Below are 24,135 nucleotides of genomic sequence, written 5' to 3' on the forward strand. Positions count from 1 at the left end.
TGCCTCCAAAAAGGATTATGAAATGGCTGACAACATCAAACCTGGCTCCCTCTACGTTGGCGAGGGTGTCATTATCAAAGGTACCTTTGATGTTCCAGACATGGCAGCAATTGCCGGCCTCGTTGAGGGTGAGTTGACCACCAAGCAGGTCTTAGTCGATTCCTCAGGGGTTATTAACGGTAAGGTGAATGCCGAGACCGTCGAGGTACGCGGTGAAATTACGCAAGGTCTGTCAGTGACCGATCACTTAACTGTTTACGCAACGGGCAAAATTACCGGCACGATCGAGTACGCACAGATTAGTGTTGAAAAAGGTGCTCACTTAACGGGTGATCTCAAGGTTATTAGCAAGACAACGTATTAAGTATTTGGGCTTGCAATGCTTTTTGTTGCCCCAATACATTTCTGAAAGTACCTCCCCCGCTTTTTCATTGGAAGTCATTTTTCCATTCTGGGCATTAAAGCAGTAATGCCCGCCAGCTTTCTTCTAGAATAAATCCATGAAGATCGCTCTTAAAACCCAGTTTGGCCAGCATCTTGCGCTAACCCCGCAATTGCAGCGATCGATCCAGCTTCTCCAAATCTCCTCCGCTGAACTCGAAGAAGAGGTTGCTAAGGCAGCTGAGGAAAATCCCATGTTGGAATACTCCCCGCCTGATCAATCGAAAGACGATGGGGAGCCAAACGAAAAAATGGAAATGATCCAAGCCAATTGGGCATCGAGCGCTCCATCACGCGATGACGATGAAGATTGGGATACGCGGCACGAGCAACAAGCCCAGGTCAAGTCACTCCTTAATTACCTGGAAGAGCAGATACAGTCATTGCGGATTGATCCCCCAGCAAAGGGATTAGTGGTTTACTTGGCGGGCTGCCTGGATGAGCGTGGTTATTTACCCGAGTCGTTAGAAGATCTAGCCACAGAAATCCATTCAGAGCTAAAGATCACTAAGGCATCCGCCCTCACACAGCTCAAAACTGCACTAACTGAGTTACAAAAATTGGATCCGGCTGGCATTGGCGCACACTCACTCGCAGAATGTCTGTGCCTGCAAATACAGCGGCAAATGCAGTTCGATACCGAGCACTCCGACAAGTTACAGCTTGCATTGAACTTAGCCCAAAACCATCTTAGTAAGATTGCGCAAAAAGATTGGAGCAAATTACGGCAAATCTTTAAGCAGTCCGAGGCAAATATTATGGAGGCCGTGGCGCATATCAGAACGCTCCAACATAACCCAGGCGAACATTTTGATACCAATGTTGAGCAATGGATTAGCCCTGATGTTTTTATTAAGCTAAACGCAAAGGGTAAGTGGGTGGTGCACTCTAATCAAGCAATCAAGCCTCGCCTGACACTCAACCAAGAATACAGTCGCATTCTGAAAGAAAATAATGCGAAGAAAAATAATTTAGCGCTTCACCAAAAAATGCTAGAAGCCCGCTGGCTGATTAAGAACATTGAGCAACGCGAGGAAACGATCCTAAAAGTAGCCGAGGCCATCGTAGAGCGCCAACAGAATTTCTTTCACCAAGGCAATATCGCTATGAAGCCTCTCGTCCTACGAGAAATAGCGGCCGCAATTGGTATGCATGAATCGACCATCTCGCGGGTCACCAACAACAAATATTTAGCCTGTCCTGCCGGTATCTTTGAGTTCAAGTACTTCTTTAGCGCACAACTAAGCTCTGAAAAAGGTCAAGCTGTATCGGCAACTGCAGTTCAATCTCTAATTAAACAAATCATTTTGGACGAGACCCCTAAAAAACCGATTTCTGATAATCAGATCACAAACTTACTGGCAAGTCAGGGCTTTGTGGTTGCTCGCAGAACGGTCGCTAAATACCGTGAGCTCTTGCGGATACCCCCAGCTCACCTTCGTAAGAATTGAAGAATGCTTTAAAGCCAGTAGAATGAACGCATCTTACATCTCGCAGCATAATCTAGCCCACAAAGACGATGCCTAAATTATCATCATCAACGCTTAGAAAAAAGATTTTCCTCGCTGTCGCTGGGGTCGTATTTTTGGCTCTCGCTGTGGGCGGATTTTTCTATTATCAACAGCATGCGTATGAAAAAGAGCTCGCTGAAATAGAGGCCAATAAGCTTGAAAACAAAATCATAAAAGCGCGCTTGTATCGTGAAAAAAATCCGCTCGATAACCACTACGTCAAATTAACAAGCAATCACTACAACCGCATACAGGTCAATGTGAATGATGGCAAGTTCCGAACCTATGTGACTGCTGAGATTGTTCTAAAAGTTCAGAATAGTGCGACTGCCAGTAACCTGAAAAATGTATTACCACTCATCGAGCATAAGGCTAATACATTGCTTTCTTCTATTCCCGCCCAAGACTTAAGATCGGCCTTTGGAAGAAATGCATTTACTCAGCAGGTCTTGCTCTTTGCCAACGACCTTCTCGACCCCGAGCTAACCACTTTGTATAAAAATCAATTTAATGCAACCCCTGCAAAGACGGGAGACAATAAATCTGAAACCGATTCTCTGCCTTTTGAGATTACTACCGAAGACCTACCAGTTCAGGCAGTACTCTTTGAGGCCTTCGTGATCAACCGTTAAGGCTTGACCTAACAGCAAGGCAAAGAGGTCTACTCTAAAACTTCCCACTTGCCTGCTAATTTCTTGTGATAGGGCTCGTGATAACGAAGTAAAACAATATCACCGGCAATCGTATCGACATTAATGATGCGCTTACATACCGATGAAATGACTTCGCGATTCCAGGCACGATCAGGCTTTTCTAGCCAAGCATTGATTCCTTTTTCTACCTTAATAAAGTGATCCATTGCACCAATCATCAAGGTAATGTCTGCTGCGTAGCTCAATAAAATGCGGGCTCTACTTTTATCTTTTTCTAAAGGAATCTCAATCACAATGTATGGCAATGCAAATGCCAACGCACGGTGTTTACGAACATTTCTAAAATAAACTTGCTTGGTGATTGCCCAGGCCTCATTAGAGTCCATCAAAGAACCAGAAAAGGTCCATTTCTTTGACCAAAAGAACATACATTGCGACTCCTGCAGTTCTTTAATAATTGTTTTAGGGATTGCTTTATTCATGCCATATTCAAATCAAACCATCGTATGGTGGTTTATCTTGCCGAACTCATATTAAAAGGATCAAAAATTTAGCTTTTTTATAAGACCCAATAGCGATCAATGGATCTTTATGACAATGATTTAAAAGGGTAAATTAGCTATTTGCTATTATTACTCAAACTGCCTTCTAATATGCACTAAAACGAAGTACCAACTAAAGATCGAGGTCAAACACATGGAATTTATAAAACTATTAAAAGCGGGTTCCATTATTAGTGGCATCAATTGGGCCATTTATTTGATTCATGAATGGGTCAATTTTGCTAAGAATAATCCCCCAGAGGCTCTTAGTGAGGGAGATCCCATATTCTTAGGGTTGATCGCTCAATCAATCGCCAGCCTTGGTTTAATAGGATTTGGGGCCTTTTATAAGGGTGGCAGCTCGAATGCTAATACCGAGGCTAACAAGGTTCGCTCCAAGCCCCATTTAACAGCTCCTCCAACTAGCTTTAGCAAGCCTAATGAAAATGCGGTGCTAAACCGAACCGAGCCTACCGCAACTCCCATGCAGAATAGTTTTGCCGCCCCAGCCATGCCAGCCTCGGTGGCATCGCCAACTGCACCCCCGCCCTTTGCACCGCCGCCCCCCGTCACTCCTGCCAAGCCCACCACCCCAGAAAAATCAAGTCCGACGCGGACAACAGCACCAAAACCATCCGATACCAACCATCGCCTAATTACGCTTATTTTGATTGTGATCGGACTAATTGGAGCTGCAATTTATTACGTCAAGCAAAACCCAAGTGAGGTTACGGAACAAACAAACAAATCTCAAGCGAGTGCAGATAGCAGTAGTCCCGCTTCTGCCATTACCAAACCGACTTTAGTTGCCACGGAACCAATTAATAAACGTTGGCTTGGAAAATGGGTTGATGGCAATACTCAAATTAGCGTTACTGAGGAGTCCTTGGTGATGACTAATTTAGAAACAAAGACGGAGGTACCCTTCAGATGGCTTGGTAGCGAACCATCGGAAAATCCAATGGAGCCAATTTTCTATTACGGCAAGACTGTCAGTAAAGCGAATTTATTAAGCAACTTTGAAAAATATATCAACAGCATCGCCAATCCTAGCGATGAGCAAAAGAATCAGATTGAGCAATCTAAAAAGATTTTGGATGATTTAAGTGATGGCTCGTATCGAATCATTCGTTTAAAAATGAGTTGGAGTGCTGGCATCTATCGATCCTATCTCTTCGATAAAAATAGTATCTTTAAATTAGACTTTGAGTCCGAAGAATCACTGAGCGGTATTACGCGCTATAAGAAAACTAATTAAGCTACCTAGGGCGCCCTACTAGGGCGCCCATTTAGACCGGGGCTGTAAATGTAATCTTGAACACTGCACCAATATTTTGCAGACTGTCATACTGAATCCGGCCACCATGGTGCGTCACAATGTAATTACACAACCATAGGCCCAAACCCATCCCCTCGCGCTTAGTGCCTGTAAAGAGCTCAAACAAGTATTTCTGCTGATCAACTGGCACGCCTAAGCCGTTATCCTCAAACTGAATTTCGGTGATCTCTCCTTTTTGCATTCCAAGTATGCGAATGGTTTTGGAAGGTGGCTTCGAGCTAACTAGAGCCTGAACTGAATTGTTAAATAGATTGATGAACAATTGCTGCGCCTCCCCAAAACTCATGGGGATTTGCAGATTTTTTTCTATGTCAATCTCTACATGGATTTGCTTCTGATTGAGATCAGATTGAGACAAGAGTAAGACAGCGTCAATGACCTCTCTAACAGAGACGAAATCAGGAATTGCATCGTATTTTTCTGCAAAGATCGCTTTTAGGGTTTGGATAATCCGTGCGGCACGCATATTATCTTTAGCAATATCGTTGGCAATTCGCATAATAAGCTCACGATCCAAGTTCTCAGCCTGTAACTTCTTCTGCAAAAACTCGCTGTTAATCTGTATTGCCCCCAAAGGCTGATTGATCTCATGCGCAATGGAGGCAGATAAAGCTCCTGTAGAGCTTGTTTTATTAGCCTTTAATAATGAGGCAATCAAGGTCTCGCGCTCCATCAGCAATTTTTTGAAAGTCTCATTTTCTGATTCTGTCTGTCGACCATCAAAAGCCAAACGCTCAGACCAATATCCCCAAATAGCAATAAAGGATATGGTGTTCATTAGGATTTGCCCTAAAGTAAAGAGGATCAGTAAAAGAGGTAACTCATCCATTGAGCGAATGGGATGGTCAGAACTTAGCAATATGATTAATCGGGGGACTAAGAAAAGGGCTTCTCCAACAGCTGCATACTGAAAATAGCGTAATTGCTGTAATTGCAATTTGCGATTAAATAGAAATGCTTCCCGAATTTGCCAAGCAAACACTAAGGCATAAACTAAGACCGCGAATATGGTTCGGGCCTCAAAGCTGGCATAAAGTCTCAGGTACTCAAAAATCAGTCCATACACGATGATCGATATGAAAAGAGGCCATCGGAGATGCTCGGATAGTTCTTTATTTAGAGAATAAAAGAAGGCTCCCTGAAAAATTGCTGCTGCATAAAAGAATGTATTGGCAATCGTAAATATCCCCGGCGGTTTTTGAATATCTGCAGTGAATAAAATACCAATGGCAAATAACAAAAGACCGCTAACGTTAACGACAAGAGCGGCTAGCCAGTAGGTATTAGGTTTAGAGCGACTCTTGGGGCCGATGTAGTGAGAAATGCCAATCAACAAGCCAAGTTGTATCGCCGCAAAGATAAAAAAATAGATCGACAGAAGAAGCTTCATGCGCCAATCGTACCCGATTTAAATCATGCAAGATTGGATCGTATGATGCGATGTCTGGATGGTGAATTTAACTCTGTCTTGGCAGCCAAACCCAAAGCACCTAGATGAATCCAGCTTTGAAGCTGGCGGAGAGGGTGGGATTCGAACCCACGGTAGACTTGCGTCTACGCCTGATTTCGAGTCAGGTACATTCGACCACTCTGCCACCTCTCCACTCGATTGAGACGATTATAGCGATCGAATCACTTCTAAGCCGCCCATATAGGGTTGCAGTACCTTAGGGATCTTGATGCTGCCATCTGCTTGTTGGAAGTTCTCTAAAATGGCGACGCCAGTTCTTCCTACGGCAAGACCTGAACCATTTAGGGTGTGCAAGAGCTCTGGTTTATTCTGGCCCACTTTATAACGGGCTTGCATACGTCTAGCTTGAAAGTCGCCCATATTGGAGCAGGAGCTAATCTCACGATAGGCGTTTTGCGATGGAATCCAAACCTCTAAGTCGTAGGTTTTTGTAGACCCAAAGCCCATGTCACCGGTACACAAGAGCATTCTGCGATAAGGTAGCTCAAGAAGCTCTAAGATTTTCTCAGCATGTGCAGTCAACTCTTCTAGCGCCTGCATCGAGTTCTCGGGTTTACTGATGTGCACTAACTCCACCTTATCAAACTGATGTTGCCGGATCATCCCGCGCACATCACGCCCGTAACTACCCGCCTCCGAACGAAAGCATGGGGTATGGGCTACATATTTGAGAGGTAACTGATCGGCGCTAATGATCTCATCGCGCACGAGGTTCGTAACCGGTACTTCGGCCGTAGGAATGAGATAAAAGTTCTCGAGGCGCTCAGCGCCATCATCGGGATGCTCTCCTCCCATCTTTCTGGGGACTTTAAAGAGATCCGCCTCAAACTTTGGGAGCTGTCCGGTACCGTGCATCGAATCCGCATTGACCATATACGGTACATAGACCTCTTGATATCCATGCTGAGAGGTATGCACATCCAACATAAACTGTGCAAGCGCACGATGTAATTTGGCCGCATTGCCTTTGAGCACTACAAAGCGTGCACCACTAATTTTAGTGGCCGAGCTAAAGTCCAAACCAATCGGCGTACCCAAATCCACATGATCCTTGGGTGTGAACTCAAACTGTGTTGGCTTACCCCAAGACTTCATCTCTTTGTTCTCATCAGCAGTTTTACCAACGGGAACACTTTCATCGGGCATGTTGGGGATCCCCAACAGAAAATCCTTAATCTCATCTTGCAATACGCTCAGTCGGCTAGCGCTTGTCTCGAGTTCTTTGTTCACGGTGGCAGACTCAGCTAACTCGGTCGTAGCATCCTCACCCTTACCTTTTTTCATACCAATGGCTTTGGCCAATTGGTTGCGCTTGGCTTGCAACTCTTCGGTACGGCCCTGTAATTGTTTGCGCTCGCTCTCCAATTGCGTAAATAAAGAGGTATCGAGCTCAAACTTACGAGTTGCTAGGCGCGTTTTGACACTCTCTAAGTCTTTACGTAACAGTTGGGGGTCCAGCATGACGTTCCTTATTGGTCTAAACCATTAGTTTAGTCGCAAGACCTCTGCTCCTGGTGGGGCCTTAAACTGAAAACGGCTAGGCTCAATCTTGGGGTTGATTTGCATCTGGCCAAAGACCACCAGAACAATGCTGCCAAAGCCATCGGTCAACTCTAAGGCTTTTGGCAAACCCCCGCCCATCCCGATCGCAATTTTGGTGTAAGGCAAATCACCCTGTCCTGCTTTTGCCTTGGGCTTGAGGTTGACCCACTGTAAATCGGTTTTAGCACCCCCATCCTCAAGCTCAAATTGCGAATCTAGGGCACTCTCACCAAAGAGGATTGCCGCTGGCGATGCTGCCAAGGCCTGATTGGCAGAGCGTATCGTGAGCTGATTGAGGTCCTTATCCCACATCAAGAGCTGTTTACCATCTGCAATTAGTTTTTGCTCATAGGGCTTTTGCGTATCCCAAACGAACTTACCGGGTCGCTGAAAAATAAATTGGCCAGAGGTCTGACGGACTAATTTGGGTTTGTCTTGTGGCTCATTCGGTTTTGGGGAACGCATCTGCTGCTGCGCAAACTCACCTTGCGCGGATTGCACGGTCTTCACAAATTGGCGCAATTGCTCCACGCCATTAGGGCGGCTATCTTGAGAGAAGGTGACCGAACTAAACGTGCCTAGGAGTAAAGCAAGGAAGTAATGAATGAACTTCACAGAAAAGAATAGTCCTCGATTAAACAGATACTACTCAGTAGGACGCGAGACCAAAATCTCACGATTACCATTGCCGCCCATCTTCGATACGAGACCTGCTTTCTCCATGTCTTCGAGTAAGCGTGCGGCGCGGTTATAACCAATGCGCAGATGGCGTTGTACGAGGGAAATTGATGCACGCTTATTCTCCAGAACAATCGCAACCGCTTGGTCATAGAGGGGATCGGCTTCACCGCTACCATTACCGCCACCATTGAGCGCATCCATGGTGGACTCGTCAGCGCCCTCTAGAACACCGTCGATGTAGTTTGCTTCGCCCTTCTCCTTTAACCAGCTGACCACACGATGAACTTCGTCATCGGAAACAAAAGCACCGTGCACCCGAATCGGCAACCCAGTGCCGGGTGGCATATAGAGCATATCGCCCATGCCCAATAAAGCCTCGGCACCCTGCTGATCCAAAATCGTGCGGCTATCGACCTTGCTGCTCACCTGAAACGAGATACGGGTTGGGATATTGGCTTTGATCAGTCCTGTAATGACATCGACGCTTGGGCGTTGCGTTGCCAATATCAAATGGATACCGGCAGCGCGCGCTTTTTGAGCAATCCGTGCAATGAGCTCCTCAATTTTCTTGCCCGAGACCATCATGAGGTCGGCTAACTCGTCGATGATCACCACAATCACCGGCGCTTTATAAAGCGGCTCAGGATCTTCAGGAGTTAGGCTAAATGGATTGGTGAGTTTTTCACCTTTGGCTTCGGCATCCAAAATCTTCTTATTAAAGCCCGCTAAATTTCGCACCCCAAACTTACTCATTAATTTGTAGCGCCGCTCCATCTCATTGACTGCCCAATTGAGCGCGTTATAGGCCTGTTTCATATCGGTGACTACGGGACACAATAAATGCGGTACCTTCTCATAGACCGACATCTCCAGCATCTTCGGATCAATCATGATGAGACGCACTTCATCGGGCTTAGCTTTAAAGAGGATCGACAAAATCATGGCATTAATACCGACTGACTTACCGGCGCCCGTTGTACCGGCGACTAAGCAGTGCGGCATCTTCGCCAAATCAGCCACCGTAGGGCTGCCTGAAATATCTTTTCCTAAGGCTAGCGTGAGCAGTGAGTGATTGTCGTTATAGACCTGCGAGCTCAAGATCTCCGAGAGATAAACCGACTGACGGGTTGGATTTGGTAGCTCCAGTGCCATACAGGTTTTGCCGGGGATAGTTTCTACAACACGCAAACTTACCACACCGAGTGAGCGTGATAAATCGCGCGAGAGGTTAACAATCTGACTGCCTTTCACACCAACTGCTGGCTCGATCTCGTAACGCGTAACCACGGGACCTGGATAAGCGGCAATCACTTTGGCTTGCACACCAAAATCATCGAGCTTGCGCTCTATTAACCGCGAGGTGAACTCCAAGGTCTCTGCAGAAATGGTTTCCTTGGCTTCGGGGACGGGGTCCAATAAAGACAGGGGGGGCAACTCAGAATCGGGGATTTCTACAAAGAGGGGTTGCTGCTTCTCGCGCTCAACCCGCTCACTCTTCACGATCTTCAGAGGCTGATTAAAGATTTGTACTTTAGGTGCCACCTCTTCACGAATGCGCACCTCTTCAACGTGCTCTTCTCGCTCGACGGCAGCTTGCTCACCGATCTTGAGGTCCTCTTGCTTCTCACGCTTCTCGCGCAGATGCCGAATCCCTAACTCGATATAGCGACCCACTTGCTCTGAGAGGCTTAACCACGAGAAATGTAAAAAGAGGGATAAGCCTACAGCCAAACCAAATAACAAAATGAGTGTGGAGCCTGTAAAGCCAAATGCCATTTGTAATGGATCACCAATCACTTCGCCCAAAATACCACCGGGGGGCCTTGGGAGCTCCCACTGGAGGGAATGCAGACGGATCGACTCAAGGCCCATGCTACAGACCAAGGTGAGAGCAAAACCTAACCACCGTGTTAACAGCGACTCTGGTTTGACATTGGGATCAGGAGGAAGGGGAACGCTCCACAACTCGCGCCATTGGCTAATGACGCGTCGTGCAAACAAAATGACCCACCAAAAAGCCGAGGCCCCAAAAACATAGAACATCAAATCGGCGGTCCAGGCTCCCATCCGACCGCCAATGTTCTTCGGGGTCTCAAAACTAGCATGCGACCAAGCGGGGTCTGATTTAGTGTAAGTCACTAAGACTGCAAAGAGTCCTAGGCAAATTGCCAATAGGAGGAACCAGCGCACTTCAGCAAATAAACGAGACATCTTTCCGGTTCCGCTATCCGGAGGCAATGGGGTCCTAGTTTGTGGGTACGAGCTACGTGGCATGTTCTGATGATTGTAAACAAGGCTAAGCCCTAGGACCCTATAATTTACCCATGAATACCACTACCAAACACTCCAAAGTTCTAATTCTGGGCTCAGGCCCTGCCGGCTATACCGCGGCGGTCTATGCTGCCCGGGCAAACCTCAAACCCACCTTAATTACAGGTCTTGCTCAAGGCGGTCAACTAATGACCACCACCGATGTCGAGAACTGGCCCGCCGACCCCAATGGAGTCCAAGGCCCAGAGCTCATGGATCGGTTCTTAAAGCATGCCGAGCATTTCAATACCGAGATTATTTTTGATCACATTCATACTGCCGCCCTGACCGAGAAGCCAATTCGTCTGGTTGGTGACTCAGGCACTTATACCTGCGATGCGCTGATTATTTCGACGGGTGCCTCGGCACAATACCTAGGGCTACCCAGTGAAGAAGCCTTCATGGGTCGCGGAGTCTCGGGCTGTGCAACCTGCGATGGTTTTTTCTATAAGGGTCAAGATGTATGCGTGGTTGGCGGGGGCAATACTGCGGTTGAAGAAGCTCTCTACCTCACTGGAATTGCTAAGACCGTGACCGTCATTCATCGACGTGACAAATTCAGAGCAGAGCCCATTCTGAATGACCGCTTGATGGCTAAAGTTGCTGAGGGCAAAGTAATCCTTAAGCTCCACTCAACCCTAGATGAAGTCTTGGGTGATGCAAAGGGTGTGACTGGAGTGCGCATTAAAAAGCAAGATGGCTCTAAAGAAGATATTGCGGTCTCTGGTGCCTTTATTGCGATTGGTCACAAACCCAACACGGATTTATTCACGGGTCAACTCGACATGCATAACGGTTACATCAAAACGCATTCCGGGCTTGAGGGTAATGCAACTGCCACCAACATCCCTGGTGTCTTTGCTGCTGGTGATGTGCAAGACCATATCTATCGTCAAGCTATTACCAGCGCCGGCACAGGCTGTATGGCGGCTCTCGATGCCCAACGCTATTTAGAGGGTCTAGAGTAAAGAGTTTTACTAAATCAAGAGCTTTACTAAGCAAAACGCCCAGCAATGCTGGGCGTTTTTCTATCTAAAAACTTCTTTTATCGCATCACTGGCAACAGGGGCACGATTAAGAGTGCCACGATGTTAATGATTTTGATCAGTGGGTTTACCGCTGGTCCAGCTGTATCTTTATAGGGATCGCCAACGGTATCACCGGTCACTGCAGCTTTGTGAGCCTCAGACCCTTTGCCACCATGGTTACCTTCTTCGATGTACTTCTTGGCATTATCCCAAGCGCCGCCACCAGTACACATCGAGATCGCTACAAACAGGCCAGTAATGATGGTACCCATTAATAAGCCACCTAAGGCTGCTGGTCCCAATAAGAGTCCCACCAAAATTGGCACCACTACTGGCAAGAGTGATGGAATGATCATCTCTTTAATAGCAGCGCCTGTGAGCATATCAACGGCTTTTCCATACTCTGGCTTTGCAGTGCCCTCCATGATTCCAGGGATCTCTCTAAATTGGCGACGCACTTCTTCCACCACGGCGCCTGCACAGCGACCAACCGCCTCCATCGCCATCGCACCAAACAAGTAAGGAATTAAACCCCCAATAAAGAGGCCGATGATCACCATGTGATTGGAGAGATCAAAGGTAACTTGTTGACCAATTGCTTCTAAGGCATGGGTGTAGTCTGCAAAGAGCACTAAGGATGCAAGACCTGCTGAACCAATTGCATACCCTTTGGTCACAGCCTTGGTGGTGTTACCTACCGCATCTAATGGATCGGTGATATCACGCACGGAGTCTGGCAAGCCTGCCATCTCAGCAATACCGCCTGCGTTATCCGTAATCGGACCGTATGCATCGAGTGCCACCACAATACCGGCTAAGGAAAGCATTGCGGTTGCAGCAATTGCAATGCCATACAAACCAGCTAAGTAATAAGCTGCGTAGATTGCAATACATACAAAGATAACTGGGTAAGCGGTTGAGCGCATCGATACGCCTAAGCCCGCAATGATGTTAGTGCCGTGACCCTTGGTTGATGCTTCTGCAATATGCTTCACTGGCTTATAGTCGGTACCGGTGTAGTACTCGGTGATCCAGACCAAACCTGCGGTTAAGAGTAAACCAACAATGGAAGAGCAGAACAAGCGCCACTGGCTTCCTTGAATGCCTAGAGCGTCATCCGGAACAATTAAATTGGTTGCAAAGTAAAAACCAATTAAAGAAATTACCCCAGAAATAATCAATCCCTTATACAGAGCGGGCATAACGTTTTTCATACCCGGGCTTGCCTTGACAAACGAGCAGCCAATGATGGAGGCAATAATCGAGATGCCGCCCAATACAAGTGGGTAGACCACTGCCGCTACTGGCGCACCCACCACCATTAAGGCACCTAAGACCATGGTTGCAATCAGAGTCACTGCATAGGTCTCAAAGAGATCCGCTGCCATGCCAGCGCAATCACCGACGTTATCGCCGACGTTATCTGCAATCACTGCAGGATTGCGCGGATCATCCTCAGGAATACCAGCCTCAACCTTACCAACGAGGTCAGCACCAACGTCAGCCCCTTTGGTGAAAATGCCGCCACCTAGCCGCGCAAAGATCGAGATTAGAGAAGAGCCAAACGCTAAGCCAATCAAGGGATGCAAAATATCCGACAGGTCTTGGCCGTTATCCAGCGACACTAACAACATAAAGAAGAGTCCAACACCTAGGAGGCCAAGACCAACTACCAACATACCGGTAATGGCGCCACCTTTGAATGCCACATTGAGGGCCTCGTTCATACCAACCGTGGCCGCTTGCGCTGTTCTGACATTGGCGCGAACAGAGACGTTCATGCCAATGAAACCGCAGGCGCCGGATAACACCGCACCAATCACAAACCCAATGGCCGTGGCGAGATCCAGAAACACTGCGATTAGGATGGTAAGAACGACTCCAACGATCGCAATGGTTTTATATTGACGTGATAGATAAGCGGCCGCCCCTTGCTGAATCGCCTCAGCGATCTCCATCATTTTGGCGTTGCCAGTATCTTGCTTGAGAATCCAGGTTCGCATGACAAACCCGTAGATCACTGCTAGTACTCCACAGATCAATGCAAAGTACAACCCGTATGTGACATTAATCATGCTGCATAACTCCCTTAATGAAATTCATCATGTATTGCCTATATTTAGGCTAAATCATAGTCCAGGGCTGAAAGCCTTAAAATAGGACTTGTTTAGCCCTCAAAGTATCCAACAGATTTTGATCTTTCCTGCTTTGCTAAGATCAGGGTAATTACTGAGCAGGCTGGTTTATTTGATTAATTTGGAGCATGTATGAGTCTTGACAACGTCACCCCCGGTAAAAAGATCCCAGAAAACTTTAACGTCATCATTGAAATCCCAATGAATGCCGACCCCATCAAATACGAGGTCGATAAAGAAACTGGGGCGATCTTTGTGGACCGCTTCATGGGTACGGCCATGCACTATCCCTGTAACTATGGCTATATCCCCAAAACCATTGCCGGCGATGGCGACCCCGTAGATGTCTTGGTGATTACGCCCTTTCCATTAATCCCTGGAGTGGTGGTGAGTTGTCGCGCCCTTGGCGTTTTACAAATGCAAGATGAAGCGGGTGATGATGCCAAACTCTTGGCCGTTCCAGAAGATCGCATCTTATCGATTTATAGCCACTGGGAGAGCTCAGACGATATTAATCAAATGCGTCTTCAGCAGATACAGCACTTCTTTGAACACTACAAAGATCTAGAAAAGGGTAAGTGGGTCAAGATTAAAGGTTGGGGATCCATTGCGGATGCCCAAAAAGAAATCCTTGAGGGCATTGATCGTTATCAGAAAGAGAAAAAATAACGATGTGCTCCAGTAGGGTGCTGAGGTAAGTAAGGTGGGAGATCGTTCTCCAATAAAAATCGCCTTGGCACAAATCAATCCTCTTTTGGGGGATTGCAGTGCCAATGCAGAACTCATCTATCAAGCAGCCAAGGATGCTCATGGTCACGGCGCATCCCTACTCCTAAGTCCTGAGTTGTCGCTAACCGGCTACCCCCCCGAAGACTTGCTCTTACGTCCAGCCTTCATTGCCGATACACAAAGAGTCTTGCATCATTTATGTGCACGTTTAGCAGTGTTTCAGGGTTTAGCGGTCATTGTGGGACATCCCAGTCAAGATGCTTTGGGATTGCACAACACGGCTTCAGTATTACAAGATGGTCAGGTAATTGCGAGCTATCACAAACAGGTCCTACCCAATCATGAGGTGTTCGATGAGAAGCGCTACTTTGTAGCTGGTAATGCACCGTGCGTGTTTACCCACCAGGGCTTAAAGCTAGGGGTCTTACTATGTGAGGATATTTGGCATGCAGAGCCTGCAGCAAATACCAAGAAAGCTGGTGCAGAAGTATTACTGGTTCTAAATGCCTCGCCCTATCACCTTGAAAAAGACAATACCCGTTTAGCTGTTCTCAAAGAACGCACCCAAGCCACTGGTTTGGCAGTTGTCTATCTCAATATGGTGGGCGGTCAAGATGAACTGGTGTTTGATGGTGGCTCATGCGCCCTAAACGCAAAGGGTGAATTGGTTTTGGCCATGCCTCAATTTAAAGAAGCGCTTGCCGTTCTCACAATCCATGATGGCCAACTCTTGCTCGGTGAAATTACTCCGCCCCTAACGCTTGAGGCTCAGGTCTACTTGGCCTTGGTTTTGGGTACGCATGATTACGTTTATAAAAATCGATTTCCGGGTGCCATCATTGGTCTATCAGGGGGCGTCGACTCTGCTTTAGTGCTAGCGATTGCCGTTGATGCTTTAGGTGCTGACCAAGTGCGTGCAGTGATGATGCCATCGCCTTACACGGCAGAGATCTCATGGATCGATGCGCGCGAGCTTGCTAAAAACTTGGGGGTGCAATACGACGAGATCCCAATTAGTCAACCCGTTGATGCGATCGAAAATGTTTTGCGTAATCAGTTTGCCAATCTCAAACCCGATGCTACGGAAGAGAATATCCAAGCGCGGGTACGAGGCACCCTCTTGATGGCGCTCTCCAACAAGACCGGACGACTGGTACTCACCACGGGCAACAAGAGTGAGATGGCCGTAGGCTACTGCACCCTTTATGGTGATATGGCCGGTGGCTTTGCGGTCATCAAAGATATTGCCAAGACTCTGGTGTACAAACTCTGTCACTACCGCAATCAAATCCAAGAGATTATTCCGGAGAGGATTCTGACCCGCGCGCCCTCGGCTGAGTTGCGCCCTAATCAAACCGATCAAGATAGCTTGCCAGCCTATGAAGTGCTTGACGCTATCTTGATGCGTTATATGGAGCAAAACCAATCCAGCGCTGAAATTATTGCGGCTGGCTATGAGGCCGAAGCAGTGTCTAAAGTGACCCGCTTAATCCAACTCAATGAATACAAACGCCGTCAGTCCCCACCCGGTGTGCGGATTACAGCAAGAGCGTTTGGACGAGACTGGCGCTACCCCATTACTTCTGGAGCAAAGCTCTAGGCCTTAAAACCTTGGGGATATATCCCCCTCCCCATTCCTTGAGTATGATTGGGTCAAAAGGAGACTTTTATGAAACTCATTACATCCATTATCAAACCCTTTAAGTTAGATGAAGTGCGTGAGGCCTTGGCTGAAATTGGCGTGACTGGCTTAACGGTCACTGAAGTGAAAGGCTTTGGACGCCAAAAGGGTCATACTGAACTTTATCGCGGTGCTGAATACGTAGTCGACTTCTTACCCAAAGTGAAAGTAGAGGTTGTGGTTCCAGATGATCGCCTAGACTCCGTCACGGAAGCGATTGTTAAGGCAGCCCGCACAGGCAAGATTGGGGATGGCAAGATTTTTGTGAGTCCTATCGAACATGCAATCCGAATTCGGACGGGTGAACAGGATGATGCGGCAGTCTAGATTGTTCTAGAAAGGAACTTCTTCCAAAGTAATGCTCTTCGCATTTTGATCCTCAACCCGAACTTTGTATCCTTGAAAAAAGATATCTGCTTGGGCAAGCCCCGAGGTCATCAGCACAAAAGGCGCTTTACCAAAAAATGAGTGCGAGCCGTTTACATCTAGAGACTTTTTCTCAAGCTTTCCAGTCGCGTCTTTGACGCACACCACCTGCTTGATCTTCGTTGATATATAGATCATGTTTCCCGCCTTAGAAGGGCTTGGGGATCGATAAGTAGTCTGATTAGCATCAAGGGCGGGGCAGTTTTCAGAACTTGTGCTGGGAGCCACAGCAGCTACTGCTGGAACAGCGGCAACAGTAGTAGGCGGTGGGCTAGTCACTGAGGTAGGGCTAAGCGGAGCATCCTCTTTCTTTGCCGAACTATTGACGGTATTTTCAATCGATTCTGTTGGTAACTTGGCAACGATCGGTTCAGCATTCTTATCTTTTGCTGGTAGATCAATATTCAAAACGATAGCCACCACAATTGCAGCAAGCGCAAAGAAAGCATACTTAGTCTTTGATGGCTTCACTTCTTTTTCTTCAGTGGGAGGCTCAAAGCGTTCAAGACGCTCTGGCGTTTTTTCTACCACAGGGGGAACTGGTGGAGCTGCCGGAATAGATTGAGGCTCTGGTAAATTAGACTGCTCTGATTGAATAGGCTCTTCAGACGATTGGATATCCTGAACTAAGTCAGGACCAAAATCAAATACCTCTTCGAATGGAAGTCCCAAATATTCAGCGACTCGTTTGGTCGCGGAAACCTTAATCGCTAATGAATAAAAATGGCTTCGTTCACCACACTCGATTTGCTCAATTTGCTTTACAGAAAAACAAAGGTCTTTCGACATTTTAGGAATTGAGATTCCCTTAGCTTCGCGAGCCTTTTTAATAAAATCCGCACGAATATCAGGTAGTTTGTGATCGTTAGCCACTATGTCTCTTTTTGTATAAATATCAGATATTTAGATACTTTATGGATTACTTCAAATATAACCTAAATTTATTATCCAAACTATGTTCTTTAGGGCTAATTTAGCTCTAGGTGGTATCGAACGAGGTCCTGAAGTGAACTGGCCCTCATTTTTTCCATTACGCGCGCTTTATGGACCTTAATGGTCGCATCGGTTGTGCCCAGTCTCTCTGCTATTTCTTTATTCATAAGCCCCTCTACTAGCAAGGCACAAACCTCTTTTTCTCTGGGGGTCAAGGTATTAAAGTTCTTCTTGATCTCGCTAACTTTTAATATTCGCTTAAATTGCTTTTGGTCATATTCCAAGGCATCTCGGATTGCATTTAATAGCTCCTCGAGATTAAATGGTTTAAATAAGAAATCTAAGGCTCCTTTCTTTAGCCCTTTTACGATCTCTTGAGGATGGCTTTGACCACTTAAAAAGATAATTGGAGTTGTAAATCCTATTTTTTCTAAGCGCTCCATCAAGTCCAAACCGGTGATATCAGGCATTTGCATATCGAGCAAAATAACTGCGGGGCAGACCAATTTATTACTGGTTAAAAATGAGGATGCGCTCTGATAGTCGTAGACCAAATAACCTACGTCGCGCAACATTCGAGATAAGGAACTGCGCATTGAATCGTCATCGTCAATTAAATAGACTGTGCCAATTAAATTAGATTTGACATTCATGCTGCAAACCGTTGATGGGATGGATTCATTTTTAGCAATTTAACCATCTCGTGGTGCTTAAGATATTAGCCTTACAGCTAATGATGAGCAATCTCTTAAAATGGCATCTTTAATAGAAAACCCAGAAATTACCCATGAAAACCTATTTATGCATTGTTTGTGGCTTTATTTACGACGAAGCTAGCGGCCGCCCTGAGGATGGCATCGCTCCTGGAACAAGCTGGGATCAAGTCCCATCAGACTGGGCCTGCCCAGACTGTGGAGCAGGCAAGGATAGCTTTGAAATGATGGCAATTTAGGCAATTCTTACTTCCCCCCTTCACAGCAAGCCCAGAATGGTTTCATCTGGCAAAATAAGCCCTTCCCAAGCCCTTTGACCTTTCTTAGAGAGCCAATTACATGTCAAACAGCAACTCATCCTCACCTAAGCGTCTAAACGAGCGCTCCCGTATGGTTACAGAAGGGGTGGCAAGAGCACCTAATCGCTCGATGTATTACGCCATGGGCTACAAAGAAGAGGATTTTGTGAAGCCTATGGTGGGCGTTGCCAATGGCCACTCCACGATTACGCCTTGCAATAGTGGTTTACAGAAATTAGCCGATGCAGCAATTGCTGCACTGGAATCCTCAGGGGCTAAGGCCCAAGTTTTTGGCACTCCAACGGTATCGGATGGTATTGGCATGGGCACCGAAGGCATGAAGTACTCCCTTGTCTCACGCGAAGTGATTGCTGACAGTATTGAGGTATGCGTTAATGGTTTATGGCAAGACGGTGTGGTGGTGATTGGTGGTTGCGATAAAAATATGCCTGGTGGCATGATCGCTCTAGCACGAACCAATGTACCGGGTATCTATGTCTATGGTGGCACGATTAAAGCGGGTCACTACAAGGGCAAAGATCTCAATATTGTGTCTGCCTTTGAAGCCGTTGGCGAATTTACGTCTGGACGATTGACCAAAGAAGACCTCAAAGGGGTCGAGCAAAACGCCTGCCCAAGTAGCGGCTCCTGCGGTGGTATGTATACCGCCAACACCATGAGCTCGTCCTTTGAGGCATTAGGTATGAGCCTACCCTACTCCTCCACCATGTCCAATGTGGATCAAGAGAAAGTCGATAGCGCTGCCGAATCGGCACGTGTTTTGGTTGAGGCGATCAAGAAAAATATTCGTCCGCGCGACATCATCACCAAGAAGTCCCTAGAGAATGCTGTGAGCGTGATCATGGCTGTTGGTGGCTCTACCAATGCGGTCTTGCACTTTTTAGCCATTGCCAGTGCCGCTGAAATTGATTGGACCATCGATGACTTTGAGCGGATTCGTAAGCGCGTTCCGGTCATTGCTGATATGAAACCCTCGGGCACTTATTTGGCACCCGATCTCCATCAAGCTGGCGGCATCCCTCAGATCATGAAGATCTTGTTAGATGGTGGACTGCTTCATGGCGACTGCATCACGATCAGCGGGCAAACCATTGCGGAAGTTTTGAAAGATATTCCCTCAAAACCACGAGCCGATCAAAAAGTAATACGTACTCTTGATAATCCAATCTACGCCCATGGTCACCTAGCGATCCTAAAAGGCAATATCTCGCCAGAAGGTTGCGTAGCAAAGATTACAGGCCTTAAAAATCCTTCCATCACCGGTCCAGCTCGGGTATTTAACTCTGAAGATGAAGCTATGGCAGCCATCATGGCTCAGAAAATTAAAGCGGGTGATGTTGTGGTCATTCGCTACGAAGGACCCAAAGGGGGCCCGGGCATGCGTGAAATGTTAGCGCCTACTTCTGCTCTTGTGGGCCAAGGCTTAGGAGAGAGTGTTGGGCTAATTACCGATGGGCGCTTTTCTGGTGGCACTTGGGGCATGGTTGTTGGCCACGTTGCCCCCGAAGCATTTGTTGGCGGTACGATTGCCTTAATTCAGGAAGGGGACTCTGTCACCATCGATGCCCACCAATTACTCATTCAACTCAATGTAGATGAATCGGAAATCACAAAACGGCGTCAAGCTTGGTCTCCACCAAAGTCCAAATACACCCGCGGTCTCTTGGCTAAATATGCTAGGCTTGTAAGCAGCGCTAGTAAGGGCGCCGTAACCGATCTCAATTTAGGATAAGTGTATGCAACTGATTTGGATTGGTGGATCAACCGCGCAAGTTAAAAAGATCAGCATTACTGGTAAGGGCCTCATCAAACTGACGGTCATTATTTGTGCGTTTCTTTTTTTAACTGGCTTTGGGATCCACTTCTTAGGCTACCGCATTGCCTTTCACTTTAGCCCTGAACTCACCAGAGCGATGGGTGGCGCTATTTCGATCCAGCAAAAAGAAGTGATTGAAACGGGGTATAAAGAAAATGTACAAAAGCTAGAGGCTAATATCGCTCAAGCCAATCAGAAAATTGAGGAGCTTACTGTGATCAAGGATCAGTTTGCTGATATCGCCACCCCAGCCTCGGTCAAGAGCAAAACCAACGAACTAACTGCGAAATAAGATTATTTATCTTGATCAACAGGCGAGAGGTTTAACCGCCCTTCATCAATAAACGACTTAGCGCAGCCCTAGCTTCGGGTATACCCAAATCCATGGCTAATTGCAGTAATTGGATTGCCTTTGCTTGATTACCAGCATGTTCCATTACCAGACCATAGTTATAAGTCGCTCTGGGATTACTGTTCTTTACTTCACGCTCTAGATCATGAAAGAGCAAATCCAATTGCGCTGGAGTGAGCTGATTATTCAAAGCCATCTTGCATGGCATTAAGTAAGTACATTCGTAGCTACCTGCCTCTAAGGCCATAAAAGCCTCAAAAGCCTGGGGATAGAGCCCTAATTTAAGGAAGCACTCCGCCTCATAAAAATCAGAATTTTCCATCGATTAACGCTTAATGGCTGTGGCAGCCTCTTCCTTGGCTTGCTTTCTAAGTAATGCTGCTTTTGCTTCCTCTTCTTCTTTAATTTGCAAAAGCTTATTGCGTTCCTCGATATAGATATCAAAGCTAGAGAATGTTTCTACAAACTCAAATTGCTCCACAAACTCCTGAACAGGGACAAAGTACAGTTCCGGTGAGCCGATGAACTTATATTCTAGGGTCTGAACACCAGCCGGATTGGGCGATAACACATTATTGACAACAACCTTGAACCCTTCAGAATTTACATAAACATCATTTCGTTGTGGATTTCTCATGACGATTTCTCCCTTACGAACTTTCAATCTGTTTATATATTTTCAAGCGAGGATCGTTAGGATAAACAACGCTATTTTGCATAGAGGTTGATAGGGGATTAATGTCCACAATCACACCACTCGCTTTGGTGGTTCCTTTAATTGCATTCGATTCTGGAACAAATTGATAGTCCCCTTGAGCCTCAGGAAGACCCATTTTCAATTCAGAAAGCGTAGCGCCACTGCGAAGATTAGAAGTACCTACGTATGGAGCTTGTGTTGAGCTAATGATGTTATCGGCCATAAGTCAAAAGATTGATCAAGATGGGCTCATTCTAGGCTAAATTCCCTGAAAATAAAAGAATCAGCATCGAAGGGAAAACAATAAGTCATTGTTTTATATATAAAAAATTGTGGTTCTGGGCTTACTATGGGCTCTTTTTAGTCTGTTTAGCGATATATTCCCAGGTCTCCATCTGGAAATCGGTGGCATGTTTCTTATCCGAAAGATATTGATTCAGACGCTCATGATCAACGCTATGAGCTAATTGCTGGAGCTGTGCCAACAAGATCTTAAACTGCTCTCCCGCTGCTTCTGGATGTTTTGATAGGTAATTTAGATCCATCGCAGGACGATGGCTTTCATGGTGCCCATGAGCATGATGAAGATCGTGATGGGTGTGGCCTTTTTGCTCTGGGTGAGGGACCAGTCCAAGTTCTATTTTGGCCTTTTCCAACAGACGATCCACTTCCGCTTTGGAAAGATGTAGGCGCTTGGCCTCTGCATCGATGATGGAACGCTCTTCAGGAGAAATTTTTCCATCTCCAAGCATTTCATAAAGCTCTTGCTTCATGGTCTCGCGCTCAATCCGCAGTTGATCACTAAACGCAGAGGAAAGAATCGCGGCAGGAATTGCGAAGATACCAATACCCAATAATGCCAAGACAATCGTAATGGCACGGCCTGCTGGGGTCACTGGTGAAATATCACCATAGCCAACACTAGCCAATGTAATCACAGCCCAATAAATCGATTGGGGGATATTCTCAAACTTATCGGGCTGAGCTTCATGCTCGAATAAATAGCCTAAGCAGGCTGCCAACATAACCAGCATCAACATGATAAAAATGGAGGCCTTCATCACTGGCCACTCGCGCTGAATTACATAGAACAGGGATTTGGTGGCATCAGAATAGCGCGCCAACTTCATTAGACGCATGAGACGGAAGACCCGTAAAAAGCGCAGATCAAAGAGATGATCTAGGAGACTTTCTAGGAAAAAAGGGGCGATGGCCAGAATATCGATTAGGGTCGTCACCTGTCTGGAGTAGTTGAGCCTACCCGCAAGCCAATGTTGATACTTAGGATCCTCAGTACAACTATACAAACGCATTAATAATTCAGTAGAAAAGATGGCAACCGCGATTGTGTCGATGACAATAAATTCAACATGAAAGTGATAGTTAATTGAATTAACCGATTCTAAAATCACACAGGCAACTGAAATTAAAACCCAAAGCACAATAAAGAAGTCAAATGTTTCGTGTAACTTGCCGCTATTTGGCGTTTCATTCACGATTGCGTAGACCTTTTGGCGCAAGGTCTTATCGCGATTAATCACCATAAAGTCAACTACGGCGGGATAAAAAGCGCGAAGGAGCTTAAAGAGCCTTAATAAACGAAGGGCTCTAAGGGCGCGAAGGTCAAGATTAAAGAATGCAGAAAGATAAAAGGGCAATATTGCAATTAAATCAATAATCGCAAATGGACTTTTTGCAAACTTTAATCGCGGGTATCTACCGCTCTGAAATGCAGGATCCTCAGGTGCCACATAAAGCCGAAGCAAATACTCGATGGTAAAGATAACAACCGACACCACATCAAATAAATGAAATTGTCTTTCTCGTGATTCATACAGGATTGGGATCGTTTCAGCGAGTAAAGCCGCTAAATTTATAACAATGACAAATACAATAGCTCGTTCAAATAACTGATGAAAGCCCTCGGGGTTCTCTTTATTAAAAAGAAGGTCGTAAACTAATTTACGTAGCGTTGGGCTTTTTTTATTGCTCGTTAAGTGTTGCTCTGTCATAACTTAGCCTCGCCAATCTTTATTAAATGAAAGCCGCGATCGCAAAGATTAATCCTAAATTCCATCCCACTTATTAAGACATCGGTATCTTTTAGTTCTGAGGCTACATGAGAGCCTGAGGGTCCAGGCTGGAGTCGCTCAAACAGAAGTGCCCCCTTGGACTCAAAGTGCTCCCGATCGCATTTTTTAACCCATATGGGTCCATTCTTTACAAAGGTATTGGTGATTTCTGGGAACTTACCTTTGGGGCCAAATAAACTATTAAGGCACTCACCCCATGTATTTGGCTGAAACTTTAGTGTCTTTAAGTCTTTATCAGAAGCTGGAGTGCATTTTTCAGGGGAAATTGGTTTACCAGCGCTCATGTCCTCATCAACCCCATCGGCCCAGGCCATGACAAGTTCTGCGTTTTTGCGAGCCTGTTCTAATTTATCCCCTTGAATATAGATATTTCGCCCTAACAGGACGACGACGATTAGATTAATACCGAGTAAGGAGATAAATACATAATCCGACCATTTCAGTTGGGGGCTTGCATGCGAATGCTCTAGCTTGCTCATTTTTTTATCTTTTAGTGTTAGCCATTACTAGTTAATACTGGTTACTATACCCAATATAATCCTAATTTAACACCACCCCTATCTAACGTTCCTTCCCACACTTCCCCTCATACACCATTATGTTCTTTCAAACCGTTTTGCAATCTTTATTAAAAAGGAAAAAAGGTAAGCCTGGCAAGGTTTCTGACCTCGATAAGAAAGAGCACTCCCCTCTTGTGCAACGGATCCTAATGGAGATGAGAA

At 46.2% G+C, this 24,135-nt stretch carries 24 protein-coding genes and 1 tRNA gene; 11 read left to right on the plus strand and 14 right to left on the minus strand.

The window, feature by feature from the left end:
* Positions 1-22 precede the first annotated feature (22 nt).
* From NKE59_RS07485 to NKE59_RS07495, 3 genes are all read left to right on the plus strand, one after another.
* The gene (locus tag NKE59_RS07485; protein ID WP_353438356.1) at positions 23-364 is read left to right on the plus strand and encodes a polymer-forming cytoskeletal protein; all 342 of its coding nucleotides are present in this window, start codon (positions 23-25) and stop codon (positions 362-364) included.
* Positions 365-500: 136 nt separating this feature from the next.
* A complete protein-coding gene (gene rpoN / locus NKE59_RS07490) occupies positions 501-1,892 on the plus strand; it encodes an RNA polymerase factor sigma-54 (RefSeq protein WP_353438357.1) in 1,392 nt (463 codons plus the stop codon).
* 68 nt (positions 1,893-1,960) lie between these two features.
* On the plus strand, positions 1,961-2,584 hold the full coding sequence (locus NKE59_RS07495) for a flagellar basal body-associated FliL family protein (RefSeq protein ID WP_353438358.1): 624 nt from the start codon (positions 1,961-1,963) through the stop codon (positions 2,582-2,584).
* A gap of 29 nt (positions 2,585-2,613) precedes the next feature.
* Here NKE59_RS07495 and NKE59_RS07500 read toward each other — a convergent pair whose 3' ends face one another.
* On the minus strand, positions 2,614-3,087 hold the full coding sequence (locus NKE59_RS07500; RefSeq protein WP_353438359.1) for a hypothetical protein: 474 nt from the start codon (positions 3,085-3,087) through the stop codon (positions 2,614-2,616).
* A gap of 214 nt (positions 3,088-3,301) precedes the next feature.
* On the opposite strand from NKE59_RS07500, the gene NKE59_RS07505 reads away from it, so the two are divergent.
* Positions 3,302-4,405, plus strand: coding sequence for a hypothetical protein (locus tag NKE59_RS07505; protein WP_353438360.1), 1,104 nt, complete (start codon positions 3,302-3,304; stop codon positions 4,403-4,405).
* A gap of 31 nt (positions 4,406-4,436) precedes the next feature.
* Here NKE59_RS07505 and NKE59_RS07510 read toward each other — a convergent pair whose 3' ends face one another.
* The 5 genes from NKE59_RS07510 to NKE59_RS07530 all read right to left on the minus strand — a co-directional run bounded on the left by NKE59_RS07510 (position 4,437) and on the right by NKE59_RS07530 (position 10,454).
* Positions 4,437-5,876: an ATP-binding protein gene (locus NKE59_RS07510; RefSeq protein WP_353438361.1), complete on the minus strand. Its 1,440-nt coding sequence runs from the start codon at positions 5,874-5,876 to the stop codon at positions 4,437-4,439.
* Between the two features lie 123 nt (positions 5,877-5,999).
* A tRNA-Ser gene (locus NKE59_RS07515) sits at positions 6,000-6,089 on the minus strand.
* Positions 6,090-6,104: 15 nt separating this feature from the next.
* On the minus strand, positions 6,105-7,418 hold the full coding sequence (serS, locus tag NKE59_RS07520; protein ID WP_353438362.1) for a serine--tRNA ligase: 1,314 nt from the start codon (positions 7,416-7,418) through the stop codon (positions 6,105-6,107).
* Between the two features lie 24 nt (positions 7,419-7,442).
* Complete coding sequence (locus NKE59_RS07525) at positions 7,443-8,114, minus strand: outer membrane lipoprotein carrier protein LolA (RefSeq protein ID WP_353438363.1); 672 nt, start codon at positions 8,112-8,114, stop codon at positions 7,443-7,445.
* Between the two features lie 30 nt (positions 8,115-8,144).
* Complete coding sequence (locus NKE59_RS07530; protein WP_353438364.1) at positions 8,145-10,454, minus strand: DNA translocase FtsK 4TM domain-containing protein; 2,310 nt, start codon at positions 10,452-10,454, stop codon at positions 8,145-8,147.
* A gap of 50 nt (positions 10,455-10,504) precedes the next feature.
* Here NKE59_RS07530 and trxB point away from each other — a divergent pair, with 50 nt between their 5' ends.
* Positions 10,505-11,458, plus strand: coding sequence for a thioredoxin-disulfide reductase (gene trxB / locus NKE59_RS07535; RefSeq protein WP_353438365.1), 954 nt, complete (start codon positions 10,505-10,507; stop codon positions 11,456-11,458).
* 77 nt (positions 11,459-11,535) lie between these two features.
* Here the strand turns inward: trxB and NKE59_RS07540 are convergent, their stop codons facing one another.
* Complete coding sequence (locus NKE59_RS07540) at positions 11,536-13,593, minus strand: sodium-translocating pyrophosphatase (protein WP_353438366.1); 2,058 nt, start codon at positions 13,591-13,593, stop codon at positions 11,536-11,538.
* Between the two features lie 192 nt (positions 13,594-13,785).
* On the opposite strand from NKE59_RS07540, the gene ppa reads away from it, so the two are divergent.
* The 3 genes from ppa (at position 13,786) to glnK (ending at position 16,390) form a co-directional block, all read left to right on the plus strand.
* On the plus strand, positions 13,786-14,322 hold the full coding sequence (gene ppa / locus NKE59_RS07545) for an inorganic diphosphatase (RefSeq protein ID WP_353438367.1): 537 nt from the start codon (positions 13,786-13,788) through the stop codon (positions 14,320-14,322).
* Positions 14,323-14,356: 34 nt separating this feature from the next.
* Complete coding sequence (locus NKE59_RS07550; RefSeq protein WP_353438368.1) at positions 14,357-15,982, plus strand: NAD+ synthase; 1,626 nt, start codon at positions 14,357-14,359, stop codon at positions 15,980-15,982.
* A 69-nt stretch (positions 15,983-16,051) separates the two neighbouring features.
* A complete protein-coding gene (gene glnK / locus NKE59_RS07555; protein ID WP_353438369.1) occupies positions 16,052-16,390 on the plus strand; it encodes a P-II family nitrogen regulator in 339 nt (112 codons plus the stop codon).
* A 6-nt stretch (positions 16,391-16,396) separates the two neighbouring features.
* Here glnK and NKE59_RS07560 read toward each other — a convergent pair whose 3' ends face one another.
* Both NKE59_RS07560 and NKE59_RS07565 read right to left on the minus strand, forming a co-directional pair.
* Entirely contained in the window at positions 16,397-17,362 is a 966-nt protein-coding gene (locus NKE59_RS07560) for a helix-turn-helix transcriptional regulator (protein ID WP_353438370.1), read from the minus strand.
* 95 nt (positions 17,363-17,457) lie between these two features.
* A complete protein-coding gene (locus NKE59_RS07565; protein ID WP_353438371.1) occupies positions 17,458-18,075 on the minus strand; it encodes a response regulator in 618 nt (205 codons plus the stop codon).
* Positions 18,076-18,209: 134 nt separating this feature from the next.
* On the opposite strand from NKE59_RS07565, the gene NKE59_RS07570 reads away from it, so the two are divergent.
* From NKE59_RS07570 to NKE59_RS07580, 3 genes are all read left to right on the plus strand, one after another.
* Positions 18,210-18,374: a rubredoxin gene (locus NKE59_RS07570; protein ID WP_353438372.1), complete on the plus strand. Its 165-nt coding sequence runs from the start codon at positions 18,210-18,212 to the stop codon at positions 18,372-18,374.
* A gap of 100 nt (positions 18,375-18,474) precedes the next feature.
* Positions 18,475-20,187 carry a dihydroxy-acid dehydratase gene (ilvD, locus tag NKE59_RS07575; RefSeq protein WP_353438373.1) on the plus strand — a complete coding sequence of 571 codons (1,713 nt, stop codon included), beginning with the start codon at positions 18,475-18,477 and terminating at the stop codon, positions 20,185-20,187.
* A 4-nt stretch (positions 20,188-20,191) separates the two neighbouring features.
* A complete protein-coding gene (locus NKE59_RS07580) occupies positions 20,192-20,563 on the plus strand; it encodes a hypothetical protein (protein ID WP_353438374.1) in 372 nt (123 codons plus the stop codon).
* Positions 20,564-20,594: 31 nt separating this feature from the next.
* Here the strand turns inward: NKE59_RS07580 and NKE59_RS07585 are convergent, their stop codons facing one another.
* The 5 genes from NKE59_RS07585 to NKE59_RS07605 form a co-directional block, all read right to left on the minus strand.
* A complete protein-coding gene (locus NKE59_RS07585) occupies positions 20,595-20,945 on the minus strand; it encodes a hypothetical protein (protein WP_353438375.1) in 351 nt (116 codons plus the stop codon).
* A 3-nt stretch (positions 20,946-20,948) separates the two neighbouring features.
* Entirely contained in the window at positions 20,949-21,260 is a 312-nt protein-coding gene (locus NKE59_RS07590) for a hypothetical protein (RefSeq protein ID WP_353438376.1), read from the minus strand.
* A 13-nt stretch (positions 21,261-21,273) separates the two neighbouring features.
* Complete coding sequence (locus tag NKE59_RS07595; protein ID WP_353438377.1) at positions 21,274-21,543, minus strand: hypothetical protein; 270 nt, start codon at positions 21,541-21,543, stop codon at positions 21,274-21,276.
* Positions 21,544-21,667: 124 nt separating this feature from the next.
* Positions 21,668-23,332 carry an ion transporter gene (locus tag NKE59_RS07600; RefSeq protein ID WP_353438378.1) on the minus strand — a complete coding sequence of 555 codons (1,665 nt, stop codon included), beginning with the start codon at positions 23,330-23,332 and terminating at the stop codon, positions 21,668-21,670.
* Positions 23,329-23,892, minus strand: a complete 564-nt coding sequence (locus tag NKE59_RS07605; protein ID WP_353438379.1) for a hypothetical protein — start codon at positions 23,890-23,892, stop codon at positions 23,329-23,331. Before NKE59_RS07605 ends, NKE59_RS07600 begins: the two co-directional genes overlap by 4 nt.
* Positions 23,893-24,135 lie beyond the last annotated feature (243 nt).

This window comes from Polynucleobacter sp. UK-FUSCHL-C3 (assembly GCF_040409815.1).
GTDB lineage: Bacteria > Pseudomonadota > Gammaproteobacteria > Burkholderiales > Burkholderiaceae > Polynucleobacter.

Excerpts from the sequence above, each read along its gene's own strand:
- NKE59_RS07495 (WP_353438358.1), top strand. The coding sequence starts at position 1,961 with ATGCCTAAATTATCATCATCAACGCTTAGAAAAAAGATTTTCCTCGCT.
- NKE59_RS07580 (WP_353438374.1), top strand. The coding sequence starts at position 20,192 with ATGCAACTGATTTGGATTGGTGGATCAACCGCGCAAGTTAAAAAGATC.
- NKE59_RS07565 (WP_353438371.1), bottom strand. The coding sequence starts at position 18,075 with ATGAATGTCAAATCTAATTTAATTGGCACAGTCTATTTAATTGACGAT.
- NKE59_RS07530 (WP_353438364.1), bottom strand. The coding sequence starts at position 10,454 with ATGCCACGTAGCTCGTACCCACAAACTAGGACCCCATTGCCTCCGGAT.
- NKE59_RS07500 (WP_353438359.1), bottom strand. The coding sequence starts at position 3,087 with ATGAATAAAGCAATCCCTAAAACAATTATTAAAGAACTGCAGGAGTCG.
- rpoN (WP_353438357.1), top strand. The coding sequence starts at position 501 with ATGAAGATCGCTCTTAAAACCCAGTTTGGCCAGCATCTTGCGCTAACC.
- NKE59_RS07595 (WP_353438377.1), bottom strand. The coding sequence starts at position 21,543 with ATGGCCGATAACATCATTAGCTCAACACAAGCTCCATACGTAGGTACT.
- NKE59_RS07540 (WP_353438366.1), bottom strand. The coding sequence starts at position 13,593 with ATGATTAATGTCACATACGGGTTGTACTTTGCATTGATCTGTGGAGTA.
- NKE59_RS07585 (WP_353438375.1), bottom strand. The coding sequence starts at position 20,945 with ATGGAAAATTCTGATTTTTATGAGGCGGAGTGCTTCCTTAAATTAGGG.
- NKE59_RS07605 (WP_353438379.1), bottom strand. The coding sequence starts at position 23,892 with ATGAGCAAGCTAGAGCATTCGCATGCAAGCCCCCAACTGAAATGGTCG.
- ilvD (WP_353438373.1), top strand. The coding sequence starts at position 18,475 with ATGTCAAACAGCAACTCATCCTCACCTAAGCGTCTAAACGAGCGCTCC.
- NKE59_RS07590 (WP_353438376.1), bottom strand. The coding sequence starts at position 21,260 with ATGAGAAATCCACAACGAAATGATGTTTATGTAAATTCTGAAGGGTTC.
- NKE59_RS07505 (WP_353438360.1), top strand. The coding sequence starts at position 3,302 with ATGGAATTTATAAAACTATTAAAAGCGGGTTCCATTATTAGTGGCATC.
- NKE59_RS07570 (WP_353438372.1), top strand. The coding sequence starts at position 18,210 with ATGAAAACCTATTTATGCATTGTTTGTGGCTTTATTTACGACGAAGCT.
- glnK (WP_353438369.1), top strand. The coding sequence starts at position 16,052 with ATGAAACTCATTACATCCATTATCAAACCCTTTAAGTTAGATGAAGTG.
- NKE59_RS07485 (WP_353438356.1), top strand. The coding sequence starts at position 23 with ATGGCTGACAACATCAAACCTGGCTCCCTCTACGTTGGCGAGGGTGTC.
- NKE59_RS07510 (WP_353438361.1), bottom strand. The coding sequence starts at position 5,876 with ATGAAGCTTCTTCTGTCGATCTATTTTTTTATCTTTGCGGCGATACAA.
- trxB (WP_353438365.1), top strand. The coding sequence starts at position 10,505 with ATGAATACCACTACCAAACACTCCAAAGTTCTAATTCTGGGCTCAGGC.
- serS (WP_353438362.1), bottom strand. The coding sequence starts at position 7,418 with ATGCTGGACCCCCAACTGTTACGTAAAGACTTAGAGAGTGTCAAAACG.
- NKE59_RS07600 (WP_353438378.1), bottom strand. The coding sequence starts at position 23,332 with ATGACAGAGCAACACTTAACGAGCAATAAAAAAAGCCCAACGCTACGT.
- ppa (WP_353438367.1), top strand. The coding sequence starts at position 13,786 with ATGAGTCTTGACAACGTCACCCCCGGTAAAAAGATCCCAGAAAACTTT.